The organism is Paenibacillus humicus NBRC 102415 (assembly GCF_004000905.1).
In the GTDB taxonomy this organism is placed as follows: Bacteria; Bacillota; Bacilli; order Paenibacillales; family Paenibacillaceae; genus Paenibacillus_O; species Paenibacillus_O humicus.
Map to the genome: position 1 here is coordinate 172,160 of NZ_BIMD01000002.1, position 21,594 is coordinate 193,753.

At 60.9% G+C, this 21,594-nt stretch carries 23 protein-coding genes; 21 read left to right on the plus strand and 2 right to left on the minus strand.

The window, feature by feature from the left end:
* Positions 1-12: 12 nt before the first annotated feature.
* The 20 genes from rplU to yajC all read left to right on the plus strand — a co-directional run bounded on the left by rplU (position 13) and on the right by yajC (position 18,548).
* The gene (gene rplU, locus PHU01S_RS02675; RefSeq protein ID WP_021881561.1) at positions 13-324 is read left to right on the plus strand and encodes a 50S ribosomal protein L21; all 312 of its coding nucleotides are present in this window, start codon (positions 13-15) and stop codon (positions 322-324) included.
* Positions 325-336: 12 nt separating this feature from the next.
* Complete coding sequence (locus PHU01S_RS02680) at positions 337-672, plus strand: ribosomal-processing cysteine protease Prp (protein WP_048744636.1); 336 nt, start codon at positions 337-339, stop codon at positions 670-672.
* Positions 673-692: 20 nt separating this feature from the next.
* Positions 693-1,004, plus strand: coding sequence for a 50S ribosomal protein L27 (gene rpmA, locus PHU01S_RS02685; protein WP_048744637.1), 312 nt, complete (start codon positions 693-695; stop codon positions 1,002-1,004).
* Between the two features lie 121 nt (positions 1,005-1,125).
* Positions 1,126-1,860 (plus strand): Spo0B domain-containing protein, encoded by a 735-nt coding sequence (locus tag PHU01S_RS02690; RefSeq protein WP_021881559.1) that lies wholly within the window; start codon positions 1,126-1,128, stop codon positions 1,858-1,860.
* A gap of 13 nt (positions 1,861-1,873) precedes the next feature.
* Complete coding sequence (gene obgE / locus PHU01S_RS02695; RefSeq protein WP_048744640.1) at positions 1,874-3,199, plus strand: GTPase ObgE; 1,326 nt, start codon at positions 1,874-1,876, stop codon at positions 3,197-3,199.
* A 152-nt stretch (positions 3,200-3,351) separates the two neighbouring features.
* A complete protein-coding gene (locus PHU01S_RS02700; protein ID WP_127505999.1) occupies positions 3,352-4,026 on the plus strand; it encodes a class I SAM-dependent methyltransferase in 675 nt (224 codons plus the stop codon).
* A 229-nt stretch (positions 4,027-4,255) separates the two neighbouring features.
* Positions 4,256-4,696 (plus strand): ACT domain-containing protein, encoded by a 441-nt coding sequence (locus tag PHU01S_RS02705; protein WP_076354318.1) that lies wholly within the window; start codon positions 4,256-4,258, stop codon positions 4,694-4,696.
* Positions 4,697-4,773: 77 nt separating this feature from the next.
* Positions 4,774-6,060, plus strand: coding sequence for a homoserine dehydrogenase (locus PHU01S_RS02710; protein WP_049869674.1), 1,287 nt, complete (start codon positions 4,774-4,776; stop codon positions 6,058-6,060).
* Positions 6,060-7,031: a homoserine kinase gene (thrB, locus tag PHU01S_RS02715; RefSeq protein WP_049867827.1), complete on the plus strand. Its 972-nt coding sequence runs from the start codon at positions 6,060-6,062 to the stop codon at positions 7,029-7,031. Before PHU01S_RS02710 ends, thrB begins: the two co-directional genes overlap by 1 nt.
* Positions 7,028-7,894 (plus strand): prephenate dehydratase, encoded by an 867-nt coding sequence (gene pheA, locus PHU01S_RS02720; protein ID WP_048749341.1) that lies wholly within the window; start codon positions 7,028-7,030, stop codon positions 7,892-7,894. Before thrB ends, pheA begins: the two co-directional genes overlap by 4 nt.
* Before the next feature lie 293 nt (positions 7,895-8,187).
* Positions 8,188-10,119, plus strand: a complete 1,932-nt coding sequence (locus tag PHU01S_RS02725; protein ID WP_127506001.1) for a LysM peptidoglycan-binding domain-containing protein — start codon at positions 8,188-8,190, stop codon at positions 10,117-10,119.
* A gap of 130 nt (positions 10,120-10,249) precedes the next feature.
* Positions 10,250-10,891, plus strand: a complete 642-nt coding sequence (locus PHU01S_RS02730) for a BofC C-terminal domain-containing protein (RefSeq protein WP_049867825.1) — start codon at positions 10,250-10,252, stop codon at positions 10,889-10,891.
* 236 nt (positions 10,892-11,127) lie between these two features.
* The gene (gene ruvC, locus PHU01S_RS02735) at positions 11,128-11,631 is read left to right on the plus strand and encodes a crossover junction endodeoxyribonuclease RuvC (protein ID WP_048746652.1); all 504 of its coding nucleotides are present in this window, start codon (positions 11,128-11,130) and stop codon (positions 11,629-11,631) included.
* Positions 11,628-12,251 carry a Holliday junction branch migration protein RuvA gene (gene ruvA, locus PHU01S_RS02740; protein ID WP_049867824.1) on the plus strand — a complete coding sequence of 208 codons (624 nt, stop codon included), beginning with the start codon at positions 11,628-11,630 and terminating at the stop codon, positions 12,249-12,251. Before ruvC ends, ruvA begins: the two co-directional genes overlap by 4 nt.
* Positions 12,252-12,269: 18 nt before the next feature.
* Positions 12,270-13,271 (plus strand): Holliday junction branch migration DNA helicase RuvB, encoded by a 1,002-nt coding sequence (ruvB, locus tag PHU01S_RS02745; protein ID WP_049867823.1) that lies wholly within the window; start codon positions 12,270-12,272, stop codon positions 13,269-13,271.
* A 44-nt stretch (positions 13,272-13,315) separates the two neighbouring features.
* Positions 13,316-13,777, plus strand: coding sequence for a thiol-disulfide oxidoreductase DCC family protein (locus PHU01S_RS02750; protein WP_048746656.1), 462 nt, complete (start codon positions 13,316-13,318; stop codon positions 13,775-13,777).
* 62 nt (positions 13,778-13,839) lie between these two features.
* A complete protein-coding gene (locus tag PHU01S_RS02755) occupies positions 13,840-15,945 on the plus strand; it encodes a SpoIID/LytB domain-containing protein (protein ID WP_164762950.1) in 2,106 nt (701 codons plus the stop codon).
* A 4-nt stretch (positions 15,946-15,949) separates the two neighbouring features.
* Positions 15,950-16,993 carry a tRNA preQ1(34) S-adenosylmethionine ribosyltransferase-isomerase QueA gene (gene queA, locus PHU01S_RS02760; protein WP_048746660.1) on the plus strand — a complete coding sequence of 348 codons (1,044 nt, stop codon included), beginning with the start codon at positions 15,950-15,952 and terminating at the stop codon, positions 16,991-16,993.
* 17 nt (positions 16,994-17,010) lie between these two features.
* Positions 17,011-18,144, plus strand: coding sequence for a tRNA guanosine(34) transglycosylase Tgt (gene tgt, locus PHU01S_RS02765; protein WP_127506005.1), 1,134 nt, complete (start codon positions 17,011-17,013; stop codon positions 18,142-18,144).
* Positions 18,145-18,182: 38 nt separating this feature from the next.
* Complete coding sequence (gene yajC, locus PHU01S_RS02770) at positions 18,183-18,548, plus strand: preprotein translocase subunit YajC (protein ID WP_021879619.1); 366 nt, start codon at positions 18,183-18,185, stop codon at positions 18,546-18,548.
* A gap of 52 nt (positions 18,549-18,600) precedes the next feature.
* Here the strand turns inward: yajC and PHU01S_RS02775 are convergent, their stop codons facing one another.
* Positions 18,601-19,605, minus strand: coding sequence for a helix-turn-helix transcriptional regulator (locus PHU01S_RS02775; RefSeq protein WP_127506008.1), 1,005 nt, complete (start codon positions 19,603-19,605; stop codon positions 18,601-18,603).
* A 123-nt stretch (positions 19,606-19,728) separates the two neighbouring features.
* Here PHU01S_RS02775 and PHU01S_RS02780 point away from each other — a divergent pair, with 123 nt between their 5' ends.
* Positions 19,729-20,610 (plus strand): SDR family oxidoreductase, encoded by an 882-nt coding sequence (locus PHU01S_RS02780; RefSeq protein ID WP_127506010.1) that lies wholly within the window; start codon positions 19,729-19,731, stop codon positions 20,608-20,610.
* A gap of 79 nt (positions 20,611-20,689) precedes the next feature.
* On the opposite strand, the gene PHU01S_RS02785 is transcribed toward PHU01S_RS02780, so the two are convergent.
* A complete protein-coding gene (locus tag PHU01S_RS02785) occupies positions 20,690-21,517 on the minus strand; it encodes a phosphatase PAP2 family protein (RefSeq protein WP_048745173.1) in 828 nt (275 codons plus the stop codon).
* Positions 21,518-21,594: the final 77 nt, after the last annotated feature.

Consider the following 21,594-nt stretch of genomic DNA (forward strand, 5'->3'; position numbering starts at 1 on the left):
GGTGCACCATCCATGTTCGCAATTATCGAAACAGGCGGCAAGCAGTACAAAGTTCAGCAAGGCGACGTTCTCTACATCGAGAAGCTGAACGCCGGCGAAGGCGATACGGTAACGTTTGATCGCGTCCTGGCCGTATCCAAGGACGGAGGTCTCGTGACGGGTTCCCCGATCGTTTCCGGAGCTACGGTTTCCGGCAAGGTCGAGAAAATCGGCAGAGGCAAGAAGATCATCGTGTACAAGTACAAAGCCAAGAAGAACTACCGCCGCAAGCAAGGCCACCGTCAGCCGTACACGAAAGTCACGATCGAAAGCATCCAAGCGTAAGCTGGTGCTCTCATGATCGAGGTTACGTTCATCCGGCGGTCCGGTGACCGGCATATTACCGCCTTCTCCGTCAAGGGGCACGCGAAATATGCCAAAGCGGGCAAAGATATCGTATGCGCAGGTGTATCCGCCGTTACGGTGGGCACCGTGAATTCTATTGAGGCGTTGGCAGGCGTCGCCCTGCCGGCCGTCATGAAGAATGGATGGCTCCAATCGGAAATTCCAGCTCTGCAGGACGAAACGGCCGACGGCCGGGTCCAGCTGCTTCTGGAATCCATGGTGGTGATGCTGAGCGGAATCGCCGATTCCTACAGCAAATTCGTCACCTTGAACGAAGAGCTAGTTTAACGAGAAGGGAGGACACCGACATGTTGAAACTGAATCTTCAGTTGTTCGCTTCCAAAAAGGGCGTAGGCTCCACGAAGAACGGACGCGACAGCCAATCGAAGCGCCTCGGCGCCAAGCGTGCTGACGGTCAAGTCGTAAGCGCGGGCAGCATCCTGTTCCGTCAACGCGGAACGAAGATCCACCCGGGCAACAACGTGGGCATCGGCAAGGATGACACGCTGTACGCTCTGATCGACGGCGTCGTCAAGTTCGAGCGTTGGGGACGCGACCGCAAGAAAGCCAGCGTTTATCCCGTTGATCTGGCTCCGGTAGCTGCAGCAGTAGAAGCTTAAGTTCACGAGAGACGCGACCCGGCCTGATTTGAACAGGCCGGGTTTTTTTGTCAACAAATTGCCGGCTGCATACGGAGTTGGCTGGCCAGGGCATCCTTAAGGCAGAAAGTGGGATAAACGTATGAATCGCATCGGATCGGCTAAGCTGTATGCAGCGGGGTCTGTCCTGCTGCCTGCAGCAGGCGTGATCATTCGGCCTTCCTTGCTATGGACGCATATTTTGTTCATTCTATGGGCCGTTGCCGCAGCTGCCTTCTGGATTGTCCAGGAGCGCAAGGAGCATGAGGAACGCGCCAGGCGCGCCTCCGCGCTCCAGCAGCAAGCCTCCATCCGTACGCTGAATCATCACCGGCATGACTGGATGAACGATTTGCAGGTGCTGTACGGCTATATCCGCATCGGCAAGCTGGATAGGGCTGCTGCCAGCGTGGAACGGATCCGGGACAAGATGGCGGTGGAGAGCAAGATCGCTCACCTGGGCATTCCTTCTCTCGTCGCCTATCTGCAATCTTTCCGCACGCTCAGCCACAATCTGGTGCTTGAAGTGGACGTCGAGGACAACCTCACGCTGGAGGATTTCCAGCTTGACCGAGACCGGACCGCGGATGCCCTGATCGAAGTCATTAACGCTTATCGCTTCGGCGTCAAGCCGGGAATCGGCGATCCTGCCGTCCTGGTGCTGAAGCTGTCCCGCGCAGCCGATGAGCTGATGGTGGAGCTGGAGTTCGCCGGCGAGCTGCGCGACGGCGATGAGCTGGTAGATAAATTGGAGCAGCGTCTGCGCGGAACCCCGCTGCAGGCCGTCAGCCTGAAGCAGTTCCGCCATGTGCTGCTTAAGGCTCCGCTCTGCGCATAATTGGAGGCTAATCATGTTTGTCGATAAAGCAAAAATATTTGTCAAAGGCGGAGACGGCGGAGACGGCATCGTATCGTTCCGGAGGGAGAAATACGTGCCCGAGGGCGGTCCAGCAGGCGGGGACGGCGGCCGTGGAGGCAATGTCATCTTCCGTGTGGACGAGGGCTTGCGCACGCTGATGGACTTCCGCTATCAGAAGCACTTCAAGGGCGAACGCGGCGAGCGGGGCCGTCCGAAGAGCATGCATGGAGCCGGAGCCGAGGATACGATCGTGCGCATTCCCCCGGGAACGATCATCATTGATGACGATACCGGCGAAATTGTCGGGGATATGACCCGCCACGGACAACAGGTCATCGTCGGCAAAGGCGGACGGGGCGGACGGGGCAACCCGCGCTTCGCGACGATCAGCAACCCCGCTCCCGAAATCGCGGAGAAGGGCGAGGAGGGCCAGGAGCGCTGGCTCGTGCTGGAGCTCAAGGTCATGGCCGATGTCGGGCTCGTCGGTTTCCCGAGCGTGGGCAAATCGACGCTGCTGTCGATCGTATCCGCCGCCAGACCGAAGATCGGCGCCTACCATTTTACGACGATCACGCCCAATCTTGGTGTTGTCGATGTCGAAGAGGGCCGCAGCTTCGTCATGGCCGACTTGCCGGGCTTGATTGAAGGCGCACATGAAGGCATCGGCCTTGGCCATGAATTCCTGCGCCATGTCGAGCGCACCCGAGTCATCATCCATGTCGTCGACATGTCGGGCACCGAAGGACGCGATCCGTTCGAGGACTGGCTGAAGATCAACGAAGAGCTCGTGCTCTACAACGCCAAGCTCGCCGAGCGTCCGCAGATCATCGCAGCCAACAAGATGGACATGCCCGAATCCGCCGCGAATCTGGAGCTGTTCCGCCAGAAGCTGGCGGAACGCGAAGAGGAAGGCCAGACCTACGACATCGTTCCCATCTCCTCGCTGACCAAGGAAGGCATTCAGGAGCTGCTCTACAAGGCAGCCGCAAAGCTGGATGAAATTCCGGAAGCGCCTGAACTCGAGGAGGTAAAGGAAGTCGAGGAGCGGAAAATTTACCGTCATGCCGAGAAGAAGGAAGAGCCGTTCCGCGTGTACCGCGAGAACGACTACTATGTCGTGGAGAGCGAATCGTTCGAGCGTCAGCTCAAGCGGATTCACCTCAACTCGTATGACGCCGTGAACCGCTTCGGCCGCATGCTGCGCAAGATGGGCGTCGATTCCGCTCTGCGGAAAATCGGAGCCAAGGATGGAGATACGGTGCATCTCGGCGAATTCGTGTTCGAATTTTTCGAGGGAAGCGAATACTCCCCGGAATAAGAGGCAAGCAGGGGGAGTCGGGCCGGGAGAAATCCGGGCCTTTTCCTTTGTCTTTTTATAGATAACTCCTATAAAGTGATGGTTATTTTATATTTCAAAATAATAATGAATTCCCTTATGATGAGACTAAGAAAAGAAACGGGGTGGCAGCGATGGGAGATCGGGTTCAGCAGCAATTCGATGCGGTTTCGTCTCGATATGACGCACAGCGGAGAATGCTGATTCCTTGCTTCGACGACTTTTACGGAATGGCGGCCTGGGCCGCCGACAGCGCCGCAGCGGAGCCGAGGATATTGGATTTAGGGGCGGGAACGGGGCTGATGTCCTCCTTTATGAGGCAGCGTTATCCGAGAGCGCATATTACGCTGACGGATTTCACGGCAAGCATGCTGGACAAGGCGAGAGAACGATTTGCGGGCGACAGCCGAGTCGATTTCGTGCAAGCGGATATGACGGGCGAGCTTCCCGAAGGGCCTTACGACCTGATCGTTTCCTCGCTGGCCATCCATCATCTGCGGCATGAGGATAAGCGGTTGTTGTTCGGCAGCGTGATGGCGCGGCTTGAAGACGGAGGCCGCTTCGTCAATGCCGATCAAGCCGCGGCGGAGTCCCCGTTGTTCGACCGGCTGTACCGGGAGCAGTGGCAGAGGGATATTTATGACGGCCGCTTGGCCGCGGAGGAGGCGGACGCCTCCGTGCTTCGAAGGGAAGTCGACATCAACGCGAAAGTGTCCGAGCAGCTTCGCTGGATGGAGGAAGCGGGCTTCTCCAGCGTCGATTGCGTCTATAAATATCGGGATTTTGCCGTGTTCTGCGCCGTGAAATAAAGGGCCGCAAAACGATGTTCCGCTTAGAAACAGGTGAATAGATAGAGAGAGCAACACAGCTGCCGGATGATTGTCGATCGGGCAGCTTTTCTGATGGCAGTTTATGCGTTATAATGTACATAAATTCGTTAAAACGAACATTGGGCATGAAATCAACGGTTGCCGAAAGGATCGGTTTTCCGTATAATGTCCTCTATGGGAGTACATCTGTCTACGCTGGGAGGACGAAATGTTGACAGAGCGATATTATGTCGTCCGCGAGGATTTGCTGCCCGAAGCCATCATCAAGACGATCGCGGTCAAGGAGATGCTGGCGCGCGGCGAAGCGGCCACCATCCATGAGGCGGTGGAGAAGGCGGATCTGTCGCGCAGCGCGTTTTATAAGTATCGGGAAGGCGTGTTGACGCTGGGGGAGCTGGAGCGGGGGTCGATCATTACGGTGTCCATCGATTTGGAGCATCGGGCCGGCATTTTGTCCCAAGTGCTCAGCATGTTCGCGGCCCGAGGCGGCAACGTGCTGACGATCCATCAGAGCATCCCGCTGCAAGGCTCCGCCAATGTGGTGCTGTCGGTAGATACGGCTCCGATGAAGGATGAAGTGTTCGCATTCGTGGACGAACTTCGCTTGGTGCCAGGCGTCAAGCGGGCTTCGGTCATCGGCCAGGGATAGAAAAGCGCTGCGTCCGGTGCTGTGAATGCCGGATCGGCCTAAGCATGTCGACTAGGAACAGGAACGGGGGAATGGCGATGAAGCCGGTTAAGGTAGGGTTGCTCGGACTAGGAACGGTGGGCACGGGAGTCGTGCGGATCGTGGAGGGCCATCAGGCGGATTTGCGCAGCCAGGTCGGATCTCCGATCGAGATTGAGAAGGTGCTCGTGCAGAACGTGGAGAAGACGAGGACGATCGGCATCGATGCGGCGAAGCTGACGACCGATCCGTGGGAGATCATCCGCAATCCGGAGATCGATGTCATCGTAGAAGTCATGGGCGGCATCGAGAACACGAAGGAGTATATTCTCGAAGCTCTCTCGCGCGGCAAGCATATCGTCACGGCCAACAAGGATCTGATGGCGCTGCATGGCCGCGAGATTCTGGCCAGGGCCAGCGAGCAGCGCTGCGACGTTCTGTACGAAGCCAGCGTGGCTGGCGGCATTCCGATCATCCGCACGCTCAACGAAGGCTTCTCCTCGGACCGCATTACCAAAATCATGGGCATCGTCAACGGCACGACCAACTACATCCTGACGAAAATGAGCCAGGAGGGGGCGTCCTACGCCGACGTGCTGAAGGAGGCCCAGGATCTCGGCTACGCCGAAGCCGATCCGACCTCCGATGTGGAAGGGCTTGATGCCGCCCGCAAAATGACCATTCTCTCCCGGCTCGGCTTCCGCTCGGAAGTCAATCTGGAAGACGTGTCGGTCAAGGGCATCTCCTCCGTCTCCAAGGAAGACATCGCCTACGCGAAGCGGCTCGGCTACGAGGTCAAGCTGCTCGGCATCGCCGAGCGCCGGGACGAGTCGATCAGCGTCAGCGTGCAGCCGACGATGGTGAAGACGACCCATCCGATCGCCTCGGTCAACGGGGTGTTCAACGCCGTGTACGTCCACGGCGAAGCTGTCGGGGAAACGATGTTCTACGGCGCGGGCGCCGGAGAGCTGCCGACGGCGACCTCGGTCGTCGCGGATCTCGTGTCCGTGGTGAAAAACCTGAAGATCGGCGTCAACGGCCAGCAGGGCGTCATTTCCTACAACGAGAAGCGGCTCAAGACCGACGAGCAGATCTCGTCCAAGAACTTCCTCCGGCTCCATGTCGCGGACAAAGCCGGCGTTCTCGCCCGGATTACGCAGGTGTTCGCCGAATACGAAGTCAGCCTCGAATCCGTCATCCAGCAGCCGAATGCGGATCTGAAGGAAGCGGAGATCATCGTGATTACCCATAATGCCAGCAAGGCCGCGATGAATAAAGTGCTGGACGCCTTCCAGACGCTGGATGTCATCCAGAACGTGCAGAGCGTCTACCGGGTGGAAGGCTGATGGGCATGCGAAGCGTGCTGGTGCGAGTCCCGGCCAGCACGGCGAATCTGGGACCCGGCTTCGACTGTCTGGGCATGGCGCTGTCGCTCTATACATGGATCGAGATGAAGCCGGCGGACAAGGCTACGGTCATCCGGCTGCATGGGGAAGGGCTTGAAGGCATCCCGCTGGACAAAAGCAATTTGATCTACAAGACAGCCCAGCTCGTCTTTCAGGAAACGGGAACCGATCTGCCGGAGCTGGAAATCGACATGTACAGCGATATCCCGCTCACCCGCGGCCTCGGCAGCAGCGCGAGCGCCATCGTCGGCGCCCTGACGGCCGCAAGCGAGCTGACAGGCGGCGGCCTCGACCGCGATGCCCTGCTCCAGATCGCCAGCCGCCTGGAAGGGCATCCGGACAACGTCGGAGCCTCGCTGTTCGGCGGCATCGTCGCGGCGGCCTGGGACGGCACGCGGGCGGACTGCCTGCGCATCGAGCCGCCGGCCGGACTAGCCGCGCTTGTGGCGATTCCGCGCTTCCAGCTCTCGACCGAGAAAGCCCGGCATGCGCTGCCGGAGCAGCTGGCGCTGAGCGACGCCGTGCACAACATCGGCCGCAGCTCGCTGCTTGTGGCCGCTCTCGCCGGCGGCCGGCTCGACATGATCCGCCATGCGATGAAGGACAAGCTGCATCAGCCTTACCGGGCAGCGCTCATTCCGGGCATGGCCGAGGTTCTTGAGGGCGCGTCGGATCACGGAGCGCTCGGAGCTGCGCTGAGCGGCGCCGGCCCGACGCTGCTCGCCCTGATCGAGAACGGAAGCCCGCGAATGAGAGAGCTGGAGGCGTTCCTGCTCTCGACCTTGTCGGCTGCCGGAGTCGATGCGGATCTCCTGCTGCTGCAGCCCGATCCCGCCGGCGCGGTCGTCCTTGAGGGCGCCGATCCCGCACTGCCTTTCGCAGAGCGAATCAAAGGAGAAGTTCATTCATGATCAAAGTCGCCTTGCTTCCCGTCGTCTCCACCTCCGACGAGGCTGCCCGCAGCCTGTGCGGAGACAACGCCGAGAGAGTTTATTACCCGATGATATCCGATGTCTTCCTTGCCACGGCGGAGGGAAGGACCGATTACAGCGTCATTCCGATCGAGAATACGATCGAGGGCTCTGTCAACCTCCATATGGACTGGCTTCTGCACGAAGTGGATTTGCCGATCCAGGCGGAATGGATCTATCCGTCCCGCCAGCAGCTGATCGGCCGCAAGGACGAGCTGCTCGGAGCGGGAGGAGAGCCGGAGTACGGCCGCATCGTCAAGGTGTTCAGCCATCCCGTCGCGCTGGCCCAGTGCCAGAGCTTCCTGCGCGGCCATCTCCAGCATGCCCAATGGGAGCCGGTCAGCAGCACCGCGGAGGCGGTTCGGATCGTATCCGAGAATCCGGGCCAGGGCTGGGCTGCGATCGGGCTTACGCTGGCGGCGGCCCACTACGGCCTTGACGTGCTGCGCGAACGGGTGACGGATCACGACAACAACTACACCCGCTTCCTGCTGGCCGGTCCGAAGCCGTTCGAGCTGCGCCAGTCCCCTGTCCGCAAGACGTCCATTCTCGTCACCTTGCCGGAAGATTACCCGGGAGCGCTCCATCAGGTGCTGTCCGCCTTCGCCTGGCGAAGGATCAACCTCGGGAGGATCGAATCCCGTCCGACCAAAAAACGTCTGGGCACGTACCATTTCGTCATCGACATCGAGATGGCTCTGGACACGGTCCTCCTCCCGGCGGCGCTGCAGGAGATCGAAGCGATCGGCTGCCAGGTAAGGGTGCTCGGCACCTATCCGAGCTTCGGCAGCACGGCGGATTGATCCGTTTTGAAGCGCCGAGCATCATTGTTTTCTGCCGATACCGAATAAGTGAAGGGTCTGTCCTTAGTCGTTTCGTGACTAGCGGGACAGCCCTTCTTCGCGTTCAGGACCAAGCCGCAGGAATACGAGCCAGCTGTCATTCGTACGGATATTCGGTACGCTTCCCGGCAGGGCTTGTATTTTTTTGCTGAAAAGGGAGACAGACGCCCAGTCGCTGCATACGATGTAACGACGGGCAGATAGGCTGCAGTCCTGCCGCTGCGCACAGCACGCGAAGAGGAGGGAGTCGGCTAGTGAAAATCCATATTGTCAAAGAGGGAGAATCATTCTACCTCATCGGCCAGAAATACGGGGTGACGGTGGAGGAGCTGAAGAAGCTCAACCCATCCGTGACCGATGACAAGAATCTGCAGATCGGCGCCAAAATCAAGGTTCCTTCGGAAGAGGAAAAGCCGTGGAGCGGCGGCTTGATCCACAAGTACACGGTGAAAGAGGGGGATACGCTCTGGAAGCTCTCGAAGGCTTGGGGAGTGCCCCTGAACGAGCTCATCAAGGCCAACTCGCAGCTGACGAATCCGGATGCGCTGAATGTCGGCGATACGGTCAATATTCCAAAGCTAAAGGAATCGACCGGATTATCCCCCGAGCATAAATCCGATCATCACGGCCACGCGGGAGGAAAAGCGTTCACGGGACCGGTCGTCGACGGCAAAAAGAACACGGCGCCCATCGAGGAGAAGCCGCCTACGGCGGTGAAGCCTCCAACGGCTGTGAAGCCTCCAACGGCTGTGAAGCCGCCCGAGCCGGTTCCTGTGCCGCCGCCCGCCCCTCCTGTGCCGCCGGCGCTTCCGGCCGAGGAGAAGGCATATGGGAAGCCTTATCAATCCCATTATACGGAGAAGGCGATCCATCCTTTCGCACAGGAGAAGCTTCCGGCCGTCGAAGCGATCGCTCCGCTGTTTGAGCTTCCCAAAATGCCGGAATATGCTCCGTCCCCATCCTATGGAAGCGGGTATGCGAATACGGAAGCAGGGTCTTACGGCGTCCAGGGCACAGGGTACGGGAACGCCTACTCGCAGGGCGGGCATGCCGCGGGATACGGGCAGGAGCTCCCTGGACTAGGCGGCCAGATGGATGGCTACGGCGCATTTAACGTCTGGCCGGCGGCCGCCGGAGCTTCCGTCGAACAGCCCTATGCCGCCGCTTCCCCTTGGATGGCCGGCTATCCGGCCGGTTATGGAGTCGCGGGGCATCAGCAAGGGTACGGTTACCCGGGAGGCGCGGTGCAGGGAGCCGCGCAGATGCCGGGAGACGGCTATGGTTCCCAGGCGGGAAGCCCGGGGCATGACGGCTATGGAGCTGCCGCAGCAGGCATGCAGGATTGTTACCCGCCGGGATACGGCGGATACGGCCATGGCGGATACGGCCATCACGGCTATGCAGCGGGAGCGCAAGGATACGGCGGATACGGCCATCCCGGCTATGCAGCGGAAGCGCAAGGATACGGCGGATACGGCCATCACGGCTACGCAGCGGAAGCGCAAGGGTACGGCGGATACGGCCATCCCGGCTATGCAGCGGAAGCGCAAGGGTACGGCGGATACGGCCATCACGGCTACGCAGCGGAAGCTCAAGGCTATGGCGGATACGGCCATCCGGGTTACGCCGCCGAAGCGCAAGGGTATGGCGGATACGGCCATCAAGGATACGGCGCCCAGAACAACGGAGCGCATGTGTACGGCGGGGGAGGTTATCCTCAGGGCATCATGCCGGCCGCAGGAGCGGCTGCTCCCGGTTCGTACAATTACGACGGCGGCGGCCAGTGGAATGCAGCTGGAGCAGTCGCCGGCGCCGCCAGTCCTGCCCAGTGGCCTGGATACCAAGGCTGGGGCGCGGAAGCTCAAGGGTATCCCGCCTCTCCGGGAGGCTGGCCGCAGACGGCCGCCGTACAGGGCTACGGCGTGAATCCGGGGTATGGAGGAGCGCCGCCGGATGAAGCTGCTCCGGTAGCGGTCCAGCCTTCCTGCTGCGGAGACAGGGACGAGGAGGAGGCGCAGGCGGCTGAGAAGGCAGTCAAGCCGGAGACCAAATCGAAGGCTGAAGCCAAGCCGGCGAAAACGGGCACGGCAGCCGCGCGCAAGCAGCCAAAAAAAGCGGTTATACGCAGCGCTTCCCGGCCGGCTCCCCGCGCCTCCAAGGGCAGCAAGCCCTGGATCAACCGCTGACGGAAGCCGAGCATGGGGAATGGCCATAGAGCCGAGCCGGGCTGAACTCGCAGCCCGGTTCTTTTTTATGCTTGCATAATTCATCCAGCCGGAAGGCAGACTAGCCGAAACTGCCAAGAAGGGGCTATGGATGACCATGTTGTCAATCAGCATCTGGAACCATCTGAAACGGAAATATTTGAGGCGCAGGCGCGGCCGCTCGCCGCTCAGCCTGGCCTGCGCGCTTCTGCTTCCTGCAGCGCTTCTGCTGGGCTCTTCCGCAGCCGAAGCGGCCGCTCGGAGCGGGCCGGACCTTACACAGGAGGGGATCTCTTCCTTTCTGGAAGGAAGCGCATCTGCCGCGGTCACGATGAAAAGAGTCTATCTATGCGGAGAGGAAATCCGTCCGCTCGGCGTCATGGATCCTCCTTCCGTGCTGAAGCTGCTCGGCAGCCATCCCGGCTGGGAAGCCGGATTCGATGATAAGGGCGGCGTCGTCGTGACCGAGCGGATCGACGATCTGTCCGAGGCCTGCAAGCAGAGCGCGACTTTCGGGGTGGATGACGGGGGAAGCCTGACGTTGTTCGAAGGTCCTCCGAGCGACGAGAAGGTCATGAAGACGTTTTTTCAGCTCGACCTGCAGTACATGGAAAGCGCGCTGCCCAAGCAGGAACGGGACAGGCTGCTGAGCGGCATCCGCGTCCAGGACAGGGACGAGTTCAACAGCGTCTTGTCGACGTACAACGATTTTGCCCTGGAGAGATCCAGAGGAGCGATGAAGCGCGCCTACTGATTCCGTTCGGATATCAGCAGACTGCGCTTCCGCCGACAGCATGTCTTCCCGTCCGGTTCCAGTCCGGCAAGCCCATTCTCCGAGCGCCTTTGCGAAAAGGCGTTTTTTGCTTTTCGGCGAGCGGTCTGAAACGCTTGTTCTCATGTCATCCACTTCCTGTTATAATAGATAGAGTCTGTTTTTCGCTACATAGAGATAGATTTCATTGTCCAGCTTTCATACAAGGAGAGTGCGCGATGCGGATTTTAGGGATCGACCCCGGCATCGCCATCGCGGGATTCGGGTTCATCGACAAGGACGGCATGAAGCTTACGCCGGTCCAATACGGCTCCATCGAGACGGAAGCCGGCACCCCTCACGAGGTGCGGCTCAAGCAGGTCTACGAGTCTGCTTCGGCTCTGATGGACAAATACAAGCCGGACTCCGTTGCCGTCGAGAAGCTGTTCTTCAACCGCAACGTGACGACGGCCTTCACGGTCGGCGAAGCCCGAGGCGTCATTATTTTGGCCGCCGCGCAGAGGGGGCTTCCCATTACGGAATATACGCCGATGCAGGTCAAGCAGGCCGTCGTCGGCTACGGCAAGGCCGAGAAGCGCCAGGTGCAGGAGATGGTGCGGATGTTCCTCAAGCTGGCCAAGGTGCCCAAGCCCGACGACGTCGCCGATGCGCTTGCGGTTGCCGTCTGCCATGCCCACGCTTCCGGCATGATGTCCAAGATAAACGAGGTGCGCCGCAGATGATCGATTTTGTAAAAGGCCGTGTGGCCTATGTGGATACGGATTATATCGTCGTCGACGTTCGGGATGTCGGGTACCAGGTCTACACGCCGAATCCTTACGCGTTCGCCCGGGGGGAGGAGCCGGTAACCGTCTACTGCCACCACCATGTGCGCGAGGACGCGGCGCAGCTGTTCGGCTTCCAGACGAGGGAGGAGCAGGCGCTCTTCCGCAAGCTGCTGGAGGTATCCGGCATCGGGCCGAGGGTCGCGGTCGGAATTCTGGCCGGCGGCCGCCCGGAGGCGGTCATCTCGGCCATCCACCGCGAGGATCTGAGCTTCCTCACCCGGCTGCCCGGCATCGGCAAGAAGACGGCCCAGCGGATGATTCTGGACCTCAAGGACAAGCTGCAGATCACGTCGGCTTCCATCGAGCTTGTATGGGAAGCCGAAGCCGCCGGCGGAGCGGCAGTCGCCGCCGCCGGCGAGGACAGCTGGGGCGAGGCGAGGGAAGCCCTCGGAGCCCTCGGTTATACGGCGTCGGAGCTGGACCGCGCCTGGGCGGGCATGGGCGGCTCGCAGCAGCCCGGAGAGACCGTGGACGCGCTCATGAAGCGGGCGCTGCAGCAGCTGTTCAAGGGATAGCGGAAAGGGAGGTTTTGCATGGAAGACGATCGCATCATTTCCGCCAATCTGATGATGGAGGACCAGGCTGTCGAATACAGCCTGCGTCCGAGGTATCTCGCCGAGTACATCGGCCAGTCCCAGGTGAAGGACAACCTCAAGGTATTCATCGAGGCGGCCAAGCTCCGCAAGGAGGCTCTCGACCATGTGCTGCTCTACGGCCCGCCGGGACTCGGCAAGACGACTCTCTCGAACATCATCGCCAACGAGCTCGGCGTCAACCTGCGCACGACCTCCGGCCCGGCGATCGAGCGTCCGGGAGATCTGGCCGCCCTGCTCACGAACCTGCAGGAGGGCGATGTGCTGTTCATCGACGAAATCCACCGCTTGAACCGCTCCGTGGAGGAAGTGCTGTACCCGGCGATGGAGGATTTCTGCCTGGACATCATGATCGGCAAAGGTCCCAGCGCGCGCTCCGTGCGGCTTGACCTGCCCCCGTTCACGCTGATCGGAGCCACGACCCGCGCCGGGCTGCTCAGCGCCCCTCTGCGCGACCGCTTCGGAGTCGTCAGCAGGCTGGAGTATTACGGCACGGACGAGCTGGCGTTCATCATCTCCCGCTCCGCCGAGATTCTGGAGGTCGGCATGGTCGGCGATGCGGCCTCCGAGATCGCACTGCGCTCGCGGGGAACGCCGCGGATCGCCAACCGGCTTCTCAAGCGGGTTCGCGATTTCGCGCAGGTCCGCGGCAACGGCATCATTACGAACGAGCTCGCCCAGCAGGCGCTGTCGCTGATCGCGGTGGATCCGCTCGGACTCGACCGGATCGACCACAAGATGCTGCAGGCGATGATCGCCAACTATCGCGGCGGCCCCGTAGGCCTGGACACGATCGCAGCGACGATCGGCGAGGAAAGCCAGACGATCGAGGATGTGTACGAGCCGTATCTCATGCAGATCGGCTTCCTGCAGCGGACTCCGCGAGGGCGTGTCGTCACTCCTCTTGCCTACCGCCATCTGGGCTTGCCCGTACCGGAATAATGGCCGCGGCAGACAAGCCGCATGGCCTAAGGGAGGATCCGCCGATGAAGGAGCAACGGTCCGGAGCCGCTGAAGACAGCGCGCTCACCGTCATCTACGACGGCCAGTGCAACCTCTGCCTCGCCTCGGTCGACAGGCTGGGCCGACTGGGCTCGCGGGCGGAGCTGAAGTTTGTTCCGTTGCAGAATCTGGACCGGCTCCAGGGCCGGGCCGCCGAGCGGTTACTGGACATCGACGCGGAAGCGCTGAGGGACAGGATGCATGTCGTTGACGGCGCAGGGCGCTTGTATGCGGGCAGCGACGCCGTCGTGCGCATCCTGCGCACGGTTCCTGGCTTCGGTCCGGCAGGCTGGCTGTACCGGCTGCCGGGCATGAGCCGTCTTGGAGACCGGATTTATCGCTACATCGCCAAACGCCGCTATGACTGGTTCGGGAAGGCGGACGAAGCCTGTTCCCCGGATGGATGCCGCATTCCCCCCGAGGACCGTACCGACAAGACCCTGTAAGGTGCCCGCCTGCACGCCGGCCGACGGCCGCGAGCCGGCGGAGCACACGGAAGGAGAGAACCATGAACAGACCGATAGCCCGAATTCTCCCCAAAGGCCTGCTGGCAGCCGCCGTTCTGGGCGGCTGCCTCTACTTGCCTCCCAAGGCGGAAGCGGACGGGATCGAGGTCATGGACACGATTCGCGTCGGCTTGTTCATCACCGTACCGAACAAATATACGCTGTCGATTCCGGCCGCAACGTTCAGCTCCGACGGCGGGATAGCCATCGGCGTCAGCCAAGGGGGAACGGCCAAACCTCTGGCTTTCGCTGTCGGCGGCGCGACTGCCCGGGTAGCCGTGGAGAACTATTCCGTCCTGCTGGGAGAGAACAGCTCCTTCGCGGCCGCGCTGGCAGTATTCAAAGCCGTGCAGACTGCCGGAGGAAACGCCGTGCTGGAGGCGGTGGACCGCGGGGGCGGCACTTCCTACCAAGTGTCGGAAGGCTCCTACTCCTCTGCGGCTGCGGCAGGGACCGCTCTTGCCAAATGGAACGCGAACGCGACGGTGAAGGCATTCGGCGGCGGCGCCTCCGTGCGCGGACCGCTTCACCTGGAGACGGCCGCGTACGCGTCCGAGCAGGAGGCGCGGCTCGCGATGGCCTCGTTCAGCGCTTCCGGAACGGATACATTCCTTGCGCTGCGCCCATCGGATTCCGGAACCCGTTATTCCGTCATGGTGGGAGCGGCGGCGGACAGCGCTTCGCTGGAAGCCGTGAAGCTCAAGCTGGCCGGAATCGCGGAGGCGGCCGGGCTGAAGCAGGCTGCGGCGGGCGATTATCTGCTGCAGCGGAGGGATTTGTCCGTCACCCAGAAGGAAGCGGCGCCCGGCATGCTGCTGACTTTCCCGGCGGGCACGAAGGCTGTCGTGTTGCCGTCCTCGACCCAAGGCGTGAAACTTGCCGAGCGCTATGCCCGTACATACAGAGGCCAGTTCGAGTTAAGCAGCTACAACAACGCTCTTGCCGTCATCAACGAGCTTCCGTTCGAGCAGTATCTGTATTCCGTCGTCGGCGGGGAAATGCCCGGCTCCTGGCCGATCGAGGCGCTCAAGGCGCAAGCCGTGGCCGCCCGCTCGTACGCCGTCTACCAGGGGACCGGCTTCGGCATCGCCCAGGTCGTCGACACGACGCTCAGCCAGGCGTACAACGGTGTCGCCTCCGAGAAGGCGACGACCATCAAGGCGGTCGACGATACCAAGGGGCAGGTCATGCTCAGCGGGGGCAAGCCTGTCGAGGCGGTATTCTCTTCCAGCGCCGGAGGGTACACAGCGGATCCATCCGAAGTATGGGGAAGCAAGGTGCCGTATCTGGCTCCGGTCCAAAGCCCGGACGATTCTTCCGAGAACGGCCTGTTCAAATGGTACCGGGTCATGGCTCCGAGCGGCGGCACCGGCTTCATCCGGTCCGACACGGCTGACCTGACCGGCGAGAAGAACGCAGCAGGGGCTGTCATCGCGCGCATCAAGTCCGCCGCTACCAATGTGAGGCCGCTGCCTCTCATCCAGGACGGCGTGAATCCGGTGGACAAGCTGGACGCCGGGGCTAAGGTGACGGTGCTGGAGACAGTCGCGCAGTCCAATGAATTCAACTGGATGCGCGGCCCGTTCACCTCGGCCCAGCTGCTGGATGCCATGAAGGGCAAGACGACCTCGGCCGTATCGGGACCGATTCAGTCGCTGGAGGTCGCCTCGCGCGGACCTTCAGGGCGGGTCATGCAGGTGAACGTGAACGGCAAAGCCGTTCCGGTCAAGTATCCGGACTCCCTGCGCACCGCGCTTGGCAGCTTGCCGAGCACGCGGTTCGCCATCGAGCCGGCCGGGCAGGTGTCGCTTCTCGGCGCCGGCGGCGCCTCGGCGGTCAAGGAAACGGGAGCCGCCGTCCAAGTGCTGGGAGCCGGCGGAGCCAAAGCATCGCCATCGGGCGGAGCGGGCCTGACGGTCATGAACGCCTCCGGAGCCATCCGGCCCGTCTCCGCTTCGCAGACGTGGCTCATCCGGGGAACCGGCAACGGGCACGGCCTCGGAATGTCGCAATACGGCGCCAAGGGCCTGGCCGATACCGGGTATGATTACCAACGCATTCTGAAATACTACTACAAAGAGATTGAACTCGCTAAGGACGGAAGCTGAAGCCATGAACGTAGAAGATTATGATTTTCACCTGCCGGAAGAGCTGATCGCCCAGACCCCTTTGACGGACCGGACCTCCTCGCGCCTGCTCGCTTTGGACAAGCGCACGGGAGAGATCGCCCATCATCGGTTCACGGATCTGAAGCAGTATTTGCGCGAGGGAGACACGCTGGTCGTCAACGATAGCCGCGTGCTTCCCGCCCGCCTGCTAGGCGTCAAGGAGGATACCGGAGCGAAGGCGGAGCTGCTGCTGCTCCGCCAGCTCGAAGGCGATTGCTGGGAGACGCTGGCGAAGCCGGCCAAGAAGCTGAAGGCCGGCACGGTCATCGCTTTCGGCGCCGGCGAAGGCGGCGAGCCGCTGCTGCGCGCAGTCGTGGAAAGCGAAGGCGATATGGGCGGACGCATCGTCCGGTTCCAGTACAGCGGAATATTCCAGGAGCTGCTGGACAGACTGGGCGAGATGCCGCTGCCGCCGTATATCAAGGAACGCCTGGACGACCGGGAGCGGTATCAGACTGTTTATTCCCGCCAGGCGGGATCCGCAGCGGCTCCGACCGCGGGGCTGCATTTCACGCAGCAGTTCCTCCAGGAGCTGCGGGATAGGGGAGTCGGAATCGCTCCGCTGACGCTTCATGTCGGTCTCGGCACATTCCGGCCGATGTCCACGGACACGATTGAAGAGCATGTGATGCACTCCGAGTATTACGAGCTCAGCGAGGAATCCGCCGCGATGATCCGCGCCGCCAAGGAACGCGGCGGCCGAATCGTTGCCGTCGGCACCACGTCGGCCCGCACGCTGGAGACAGCGGCTCAGCGGTATCCGGACGGGCTTCAGGCTTGCAGCGGCTGGACGGATATTTTCATTTATCCCGGATATGAGTTCCGGGCTGTCGACGCCCTGCTGACGAATTTCCATCTGCCCAAGTCGACGCTGGTCATGCTGGTCAGCGCGCTTGCCGGGCGCGAGCATGTCCTGCACGCCTATGCAGAGGCAGTCAACGAGAAGTACCGGTTTTTCAGCTTCGGCGACGCGATGTTTATCTACTAGGAATGGAAGAGTGAACTGTGGCTGTAACTTACGAACTGATCAAAGTATGCAAGCAATCCGGGGCGCGGCTCGGCCGCGTCCATACCCCTCACGGCGTCATCGAGACGCCGGCGTTCATGCCCGTCGGCACCCAGGCTACCGTCAAGACGATGAGCCCGGAAGAGCTCAAGGAAATGGACGCCCATATCATTCTCAGCAACACCTATCACCTGTGGCTCCGTCCGGGCCACGACCTGATCCGCAATGCCGGCGGCCTGCACAAGTTCATGAATTGGGACCGCCCGATTCTGACGGACAGCGGCGGCTTCCAGGTGTTCTCGCTGAGCAACATGCGCAAGATCACCGAGGAAGGCGTCGAATTCCGCTCCCATCTCAACGGCGACCGCTTGTTCCTGTCGCCGGAGAAGGCGATGGAGATCCAGAACTCGCTCGGCTCCGATATCATGATGGCGTTCGACGAGTGCCCTCCGTATCCGGCCGAATACGAATACATCAAAAACTCGCTCGAGCGGACGACCCGCTGGGCGGAGCGCTGCCTCAAAGCCCATGCCCGTCCGCAGGACCAAGGGCTGTTCGCGATCGTCCAGGGAGGCATGCATGCCGACCTGCGCAAGCAGAGCGCGGCGGATTTGACTTCCATGGATTTCCCGGGGTATGCTATTGGTGGTTTGAGCGTCGGGGAACCGAAGCATCTCATGTATGAGGTGCTGGAGGAGACGATTCCGCTCCTGCCGACAGGCAAGCCGCGTTATTTGATGGGCGTCGGATCTCCCGACGCGCTTCTCGAAGGAGCGATTCGCGGAGTCGACATGTTCGACTGCGTGCTTCCGACCCGCATTGCCCGCAACGGCACGACGATGACGAGCGGAGGACGGGTGAACATCCGCAATGCCAAGTACGCGGAGGACCTCGGACCGCTTGATCCGGACTGCGGCTGCTACACCTGCCGCAATTATTCCCGCGCTTATCTGCGGCATCTCATCAAGGCCGACGAGACGTTCGGCATCAGGCTGACGACCTACCATAACCTGCATTTCCTGCTGGAGATGATGCGCGGCGTGCGCCAGGCGATCATGGAGGACAGGCTGCTTGATTTCCGGGACGAATTCTTCACCCAATACGGCCTGCATGACAACGACAAAGGGTTTTAACCAGAATCTCGTTCCGATATTGAAAGGGGTATACACCTATGTTTCTGGCTTCCGGTAGCGCCGGCGGTGGCGGCATGTCCATGCTGCTCATGTTCGGCCTCATGTTCATCGTCTTCTACTTCCTTCTGATCCGTCCTCAGCAGAAGAAGCAAAAGCAGCGCAACGCCCTGCTCGGCTCGCTCAAGAAAGGCGACAAAATCGCGACCATCGGCGGCATGCACGGCACGATCGTGGAGCTGACCGACGACACGGTCGTTCTGCGCGTCAACGATACGACGAGAGTGACGTTCGAACGCAGCGCCATCGCATCCGTCCTGAACAGCGCTCCGGCTCCTGTCGAAGCCAAGACGGAAGAAAAGCTTGAAGTCAAAAGCGACAAAGTGGATCCTGAAGGCACACTCTAAGCAGCCCGACGCTCCAAAAACCCTTCGGAGAGCAGCTCTCCAAAGGGTTTTTTTATGCGTTGCGGTGCATCTCCAGAGCTGCTTCGGCGAGCTCGCATACCCGCTGCCGCAGCTCCGGAGGATCGACAGCCTCGACGGCGGGTGCGAGCGAGAGCACGACGCCGGCCGCATAGTCCAGCGTATCGAAGCGGACGTCGACGAGCTTCAAGACGGGGGTTGCTTCCGTCTCCTCCCTTTCTGCCGAAGCCGCCTCGCTTTCAGGGGAATAGGCGCCTACAATCCGCGTATATCTCATTTTTTGCAGCCTGTCGATGGCATCCGGAGAAGCCTTCAATCGAACAAGAGTGGAAGGCAGCCCTTCAAGGAAGCGGCTCACTGAAGTCCGCCACCACGCCGCCAGGCTGAATGAGGCAGGACGCTCAAAGGGCTCTCCCGTCAAGCGGATATCCGACAGCTTGGACGTCCGAAAGCTTTTAACGGCATCTCCCTCGCTGGCCGCCAAATACCAGCCGCTCCCCTTCATGACGAGACCGAGCGGCATCAGGCAGCGCGGGGAGGCAGCCTGAGGGGCGTTCCGCGATTCATAATAAGCTTCGATCCGCTGTTCGGTCAGGACGGCTTCGAACAAGAGGGCGAGCTTCGGCTGCGGCTCCCGGCATTCATGCCAGCCGTCCGCATCGACATGAAGCTTGGAGGACAGGCTCGCGGCGACGGCAGGCTTGCCCGGCATCCCCGCCGCCCGCAGCTTGAGCAGCGCCGAGTCGAGCGCATCCGCCAGACCGAGGTCGCGGGCCGCCCGGCTGCCCGCCGACAGGAGGAGAGCTTTCCATTCCTCTCCGGTCATGCCGGTGGCATCCGTCCGGTACCCCTCCATCAGCCTCCAGCCGCCGGCGCTTCCCCGTTCGGATACGACTGGAATCCCCGCCGAGCCCAAGGCATCCATATCCCTTTGAATCGTTCTTTCGGACACCTCCAGCCTTCGGGCAAGCTCCCGCTGCGACAGCTTTCCTTCGGCCTGGAGCGTCAGCAGGATGGCAAGCAGCCGGTCTCCGCGCATGGAACAGACCTCCTACAATGGATGGTTCATCCTACAAGACAGAGGATGTCGTGTATGGCACTATATGATTATACCTGAACTTAGTGCCGCTGAGCGGCCCCTATTGAAAAGGAGAGATGGTTCATGACGCAGAACAAGCCGTTGAAGGACAAGATTGCCCTCGTAGCCGGAGGAACGAGGGGAGCCGGCCGCGGAATCGCGATGGCGCTCGGAGAAGCCGGTGCGACGGTATACGTGACAGGGCGGACGACGCGAATGTCCTCTTCCCCCATCGGACGCAAGGAGACGATCGAGGAAACCGCTGAAAGGGTTGAAAGCCGCGGCGGTATCGGGATTGCTGTCCGAGTCGACCATTCGGTGCCGGAGGAAGTGGAGGCGCTGATGAAGCGGATCGAAATGGCCCATGGACGTCTGGATATCCTCGTGAACGATATTTGGGGAGGAGAAAGGCTGACTCATTGGGGCAAGCCTTTCTGGGCGTCACCGCTGAAGGATGGGCTGGCGATGCAGCACGGAGTGCTCGACACCCATTACATGACGGCACATTACGCGATGCCTCTGCTCATCCGCAGCGAGTCCGGCCTCCTCGCGGAAATAACCGACGGCGTCGACTACAAGTATCGGGGCAATCTGCCCTATAGCTTGTCCAAGATATGGGGAATCCATATGGCTGCAGGGCTGTCCGAGGAGCTGAAGCCATATGGAATTTGCGCGGTTTCGTTGACCCCGGGATTTTTGCGCTCGGAGGAGATGCTGGCCCATTTCGGCGTGACGGAAGCGAACTGGAGAGACGCCGGCGAGAAGGATCCTAATTTTCTTCAATCGGAGACACCGCTTTATGTAGGCAGGGCGCTGGCCTGTCTGGCGGCCGACCCCGGGAAGGGAAGCTTGTCGGGATGGCATCTTAGCTCATGGGAGCTGTCGGAACGTTACGGATTTGTGGATGAGGACGGAACGCAGCCTCATTGGGGCCGGCACGAGCAAAAGCTGCTGAGTCAGCCGTAAAGGCAAAAAAAAGGAGCCGCGAAGGCTCTTTTTTTGCGCTATTGCCGGAAGGGGGAGCGATTCAACGCCGGGAAGGAGTTCAGCGTGAAGGATGAACGGACGGAATTGGTTTGGCCAGCGATTTCAAATCCGCCAGCTTGTAGCCCATGTACACGGCGAAGGTCGCCAGGCAGAGGCCTCCGAGCATATCGGTCAGCCAGTGGATGCCCATATAGAAGATGGTGAAAATAATGATTGCCGCCGTCACGCCGGTCAGCCAGGCCCAGCGCTTGATGCCGGAACGGGCTCCCAGCAAGGCAAGCGTCACGGAGATGGAAGTATGAAGGCTCGGGAAACAGTTGTCCAGGCCGGACAAGCCGCGGTATACCGTTTCAAAAGCCGGAAAAGCCTCCAGCATATAAAAATGAACGTTTGGATTATAGGCCCAAACTTCCTTGACGGGCATGAACAAATAAAAAGGAATCGCAATCAGGTAGTTGAGCATGATCGCGTAGCAGGTCGCGGAGAATTGCCGTCCGGTCTTGTCGCGGTACATGTAGACAGCGAGCGATGCGACCAGCAGCGACTGGAAGACGACAACGTAGAAAAAGGCCAGCACCGGCGTCAGCCATGCGGCATGGAACAGCTGCTGGAATCCTTCCACGAAGCCGCCTTCGAGCCGCTGGACAAATGGGGTGAAGTCGGTCTGATGCTTCATCTTGCTTTCGATGATCAGCTCGAGCTTGTTCATGAAGAGGATGGCGAGCAGCGAGCCGAACAGCAGCAAGTATCTGGGATTGACGGCTAGATTGCGGGCAAAGACGCCTGCGGCGCGCAGCGGATTGCGGCCGGTTCCGAAACTGATCAATACGGCGGACGTCAACACCGTGTACAGCGTAATTTGATTCATGGATGTCAAGATTGCCACTATGGTTCCCCCTAAGCTTGCCCCTGATACACCGGAAGATGACAGTTCCAGATGTTTACCAGTTCGATTACCGAGAA

What these genes read in the sequence shown, in the direction of transcription:
- rplU (WP_021881561.1), top strand. Translation starts at nt 13, where the DNA reads ATGTTCGCAATTATCGAAACAGGCGGCAAGCAGTACAAAGTTCAGCAA.
- PHU01S_RS02680 (WP_048744636.1), top strand. Translation starts at nt 337, where the DNA reads ATGATCGAGGTTACGTTCATCCGGCGGTCCGGTGACCGGCATATTACC.
- rpmA (WP_048744637.1), top strand. Translation starts at nt 693, where the DNA reads ATGTTGAAACTGAATCTTCAGTTGTTCGCTTCCAAAAAGGGCGTAGGC.
- PHU01S_RS02690 (WP_021881559.1), top strand. Translation starts at nt 1,126, where the DNA reads ATGAATCGCATCGGATCGGCTAAGCTGTATGCAGCGGGGTCTGTCCTG.
- obgE (WP_048744640.1), top strand. Translation starts at nt 1,874, where the DNA reads ATGTTTGTCGATAAAGCAAAAATATTTGTCAAAGGCGGAGACGGCGGA.
- PHU01S_RS02700 (WP_127505999.1), top strand. Translation starts at nt 3,352, where the DNA reads ATGGGAGATCGGGTTCAGCAGCAATTCGATGCGGTTTCGTCTCGATAT.
- PHU01S_RS02705 (WP_076354318.1), top strand. Translation starts at nt 4,256, where the DNA reads ATGTTGACAGAGCGATATTATGTCGTCCGCGAGGATTTGCTGCCCGAA.
- PHU01S_RS02710 (WP_049869674.1), top strand. Translation starts at nt 4,774, where the DNA reads ATGAAGCCGGTTAAGGTAGGGTTGCTCGGACTAGGAACGGTGGGCACG.
- thrB (WP_049867827.1), top strand. Translation starts at nt 6,060, where the DNA reads ATGGGCATGCGAAGCGTGCTGGTGCGAGTCCCGGCCAGCACGGCGAAT.
- pheA (WP_048749341.1), top strand. Translation starts at nt 7,028, where the DNA reads ATGATCAAAGTCGCCTTGCTTCCCGTCGTCTCCACCTCCGACGAGGCT.
- PHU01S_RS02730 (WP_049867825.1), top strand. Translation starts at nt 10,250, where the DNA reads ATGACCATGTTGTCAATCAGCATCTGGAACCATCTGAAACGGAAATAT.
- ruvC (WP_048746652.1), top strand. Translation starts at nt 11,128, where the DNA reads ATGCGGATTTTAGGGATCGACCCCGGCATCGCCATCGCGGGATTCGGG.
- ruvA (WP_049867824.1), top strand. Translation starts at nt 11,628, where the DNA reads ATGATCGATTTTGTAAAAGGCCGTGTGGCCTATGTGGATACGGATTAT.
- ruvB (WP_049867823.1), top strand. Translation starts at nt 12,270, where the DNA reads ATGGAAGACGATCGCATCATTTCCGCCAATCTGATGATGGAGGACCAG.
- PHU01S_RS02750 (WP_048746656.1), top strand. Translation starts at nt 13,316, where the DNA reads ATGAAGGAGCAACGGTCCGGAGCCGCTGAAGACAGCGCGCTCACCGTC.
- PHU01S_RS02755 (WP_164762950.1), top strand. Translation starts at nt 13,840, where the DNA reads ATGAACAGACCGATAGCCCGAATTCTCCCCAAAGGCCTGCTGGCAGCC.
- queA (WP_048746660.1), top strand. Translation starts at nt 15,950, where the DNA reads ATGAACGTAGAAGATTATGATTTTCACCTGCCGGAAGAGCTGATCGCC.
- yajC (WP_021879619.1), top strand. Translation starts at nt 18,183, where the DNA reads ATGTTTCTGGCTTCCGGTAGCGCCGGCGGTGGCGGCATGTCCATGCTG.
- PHU01S_RS02775 (WP_127506008.1), bottom strand. Translation starts at nt 19,605, where the DNA reads ATGCGCGGAGACCGGCTGCTTGCCATCCTGCTGACGCTCCAGGCCGAA.
- PHU01S_RS02780 (WP_127506010.1), top strand. Translation starts at nt 19,729, where the DNA reads ATGACGCAGAACAAGCCGTTGAAGGACAAGATTGCCCTCGTAGCCGGA.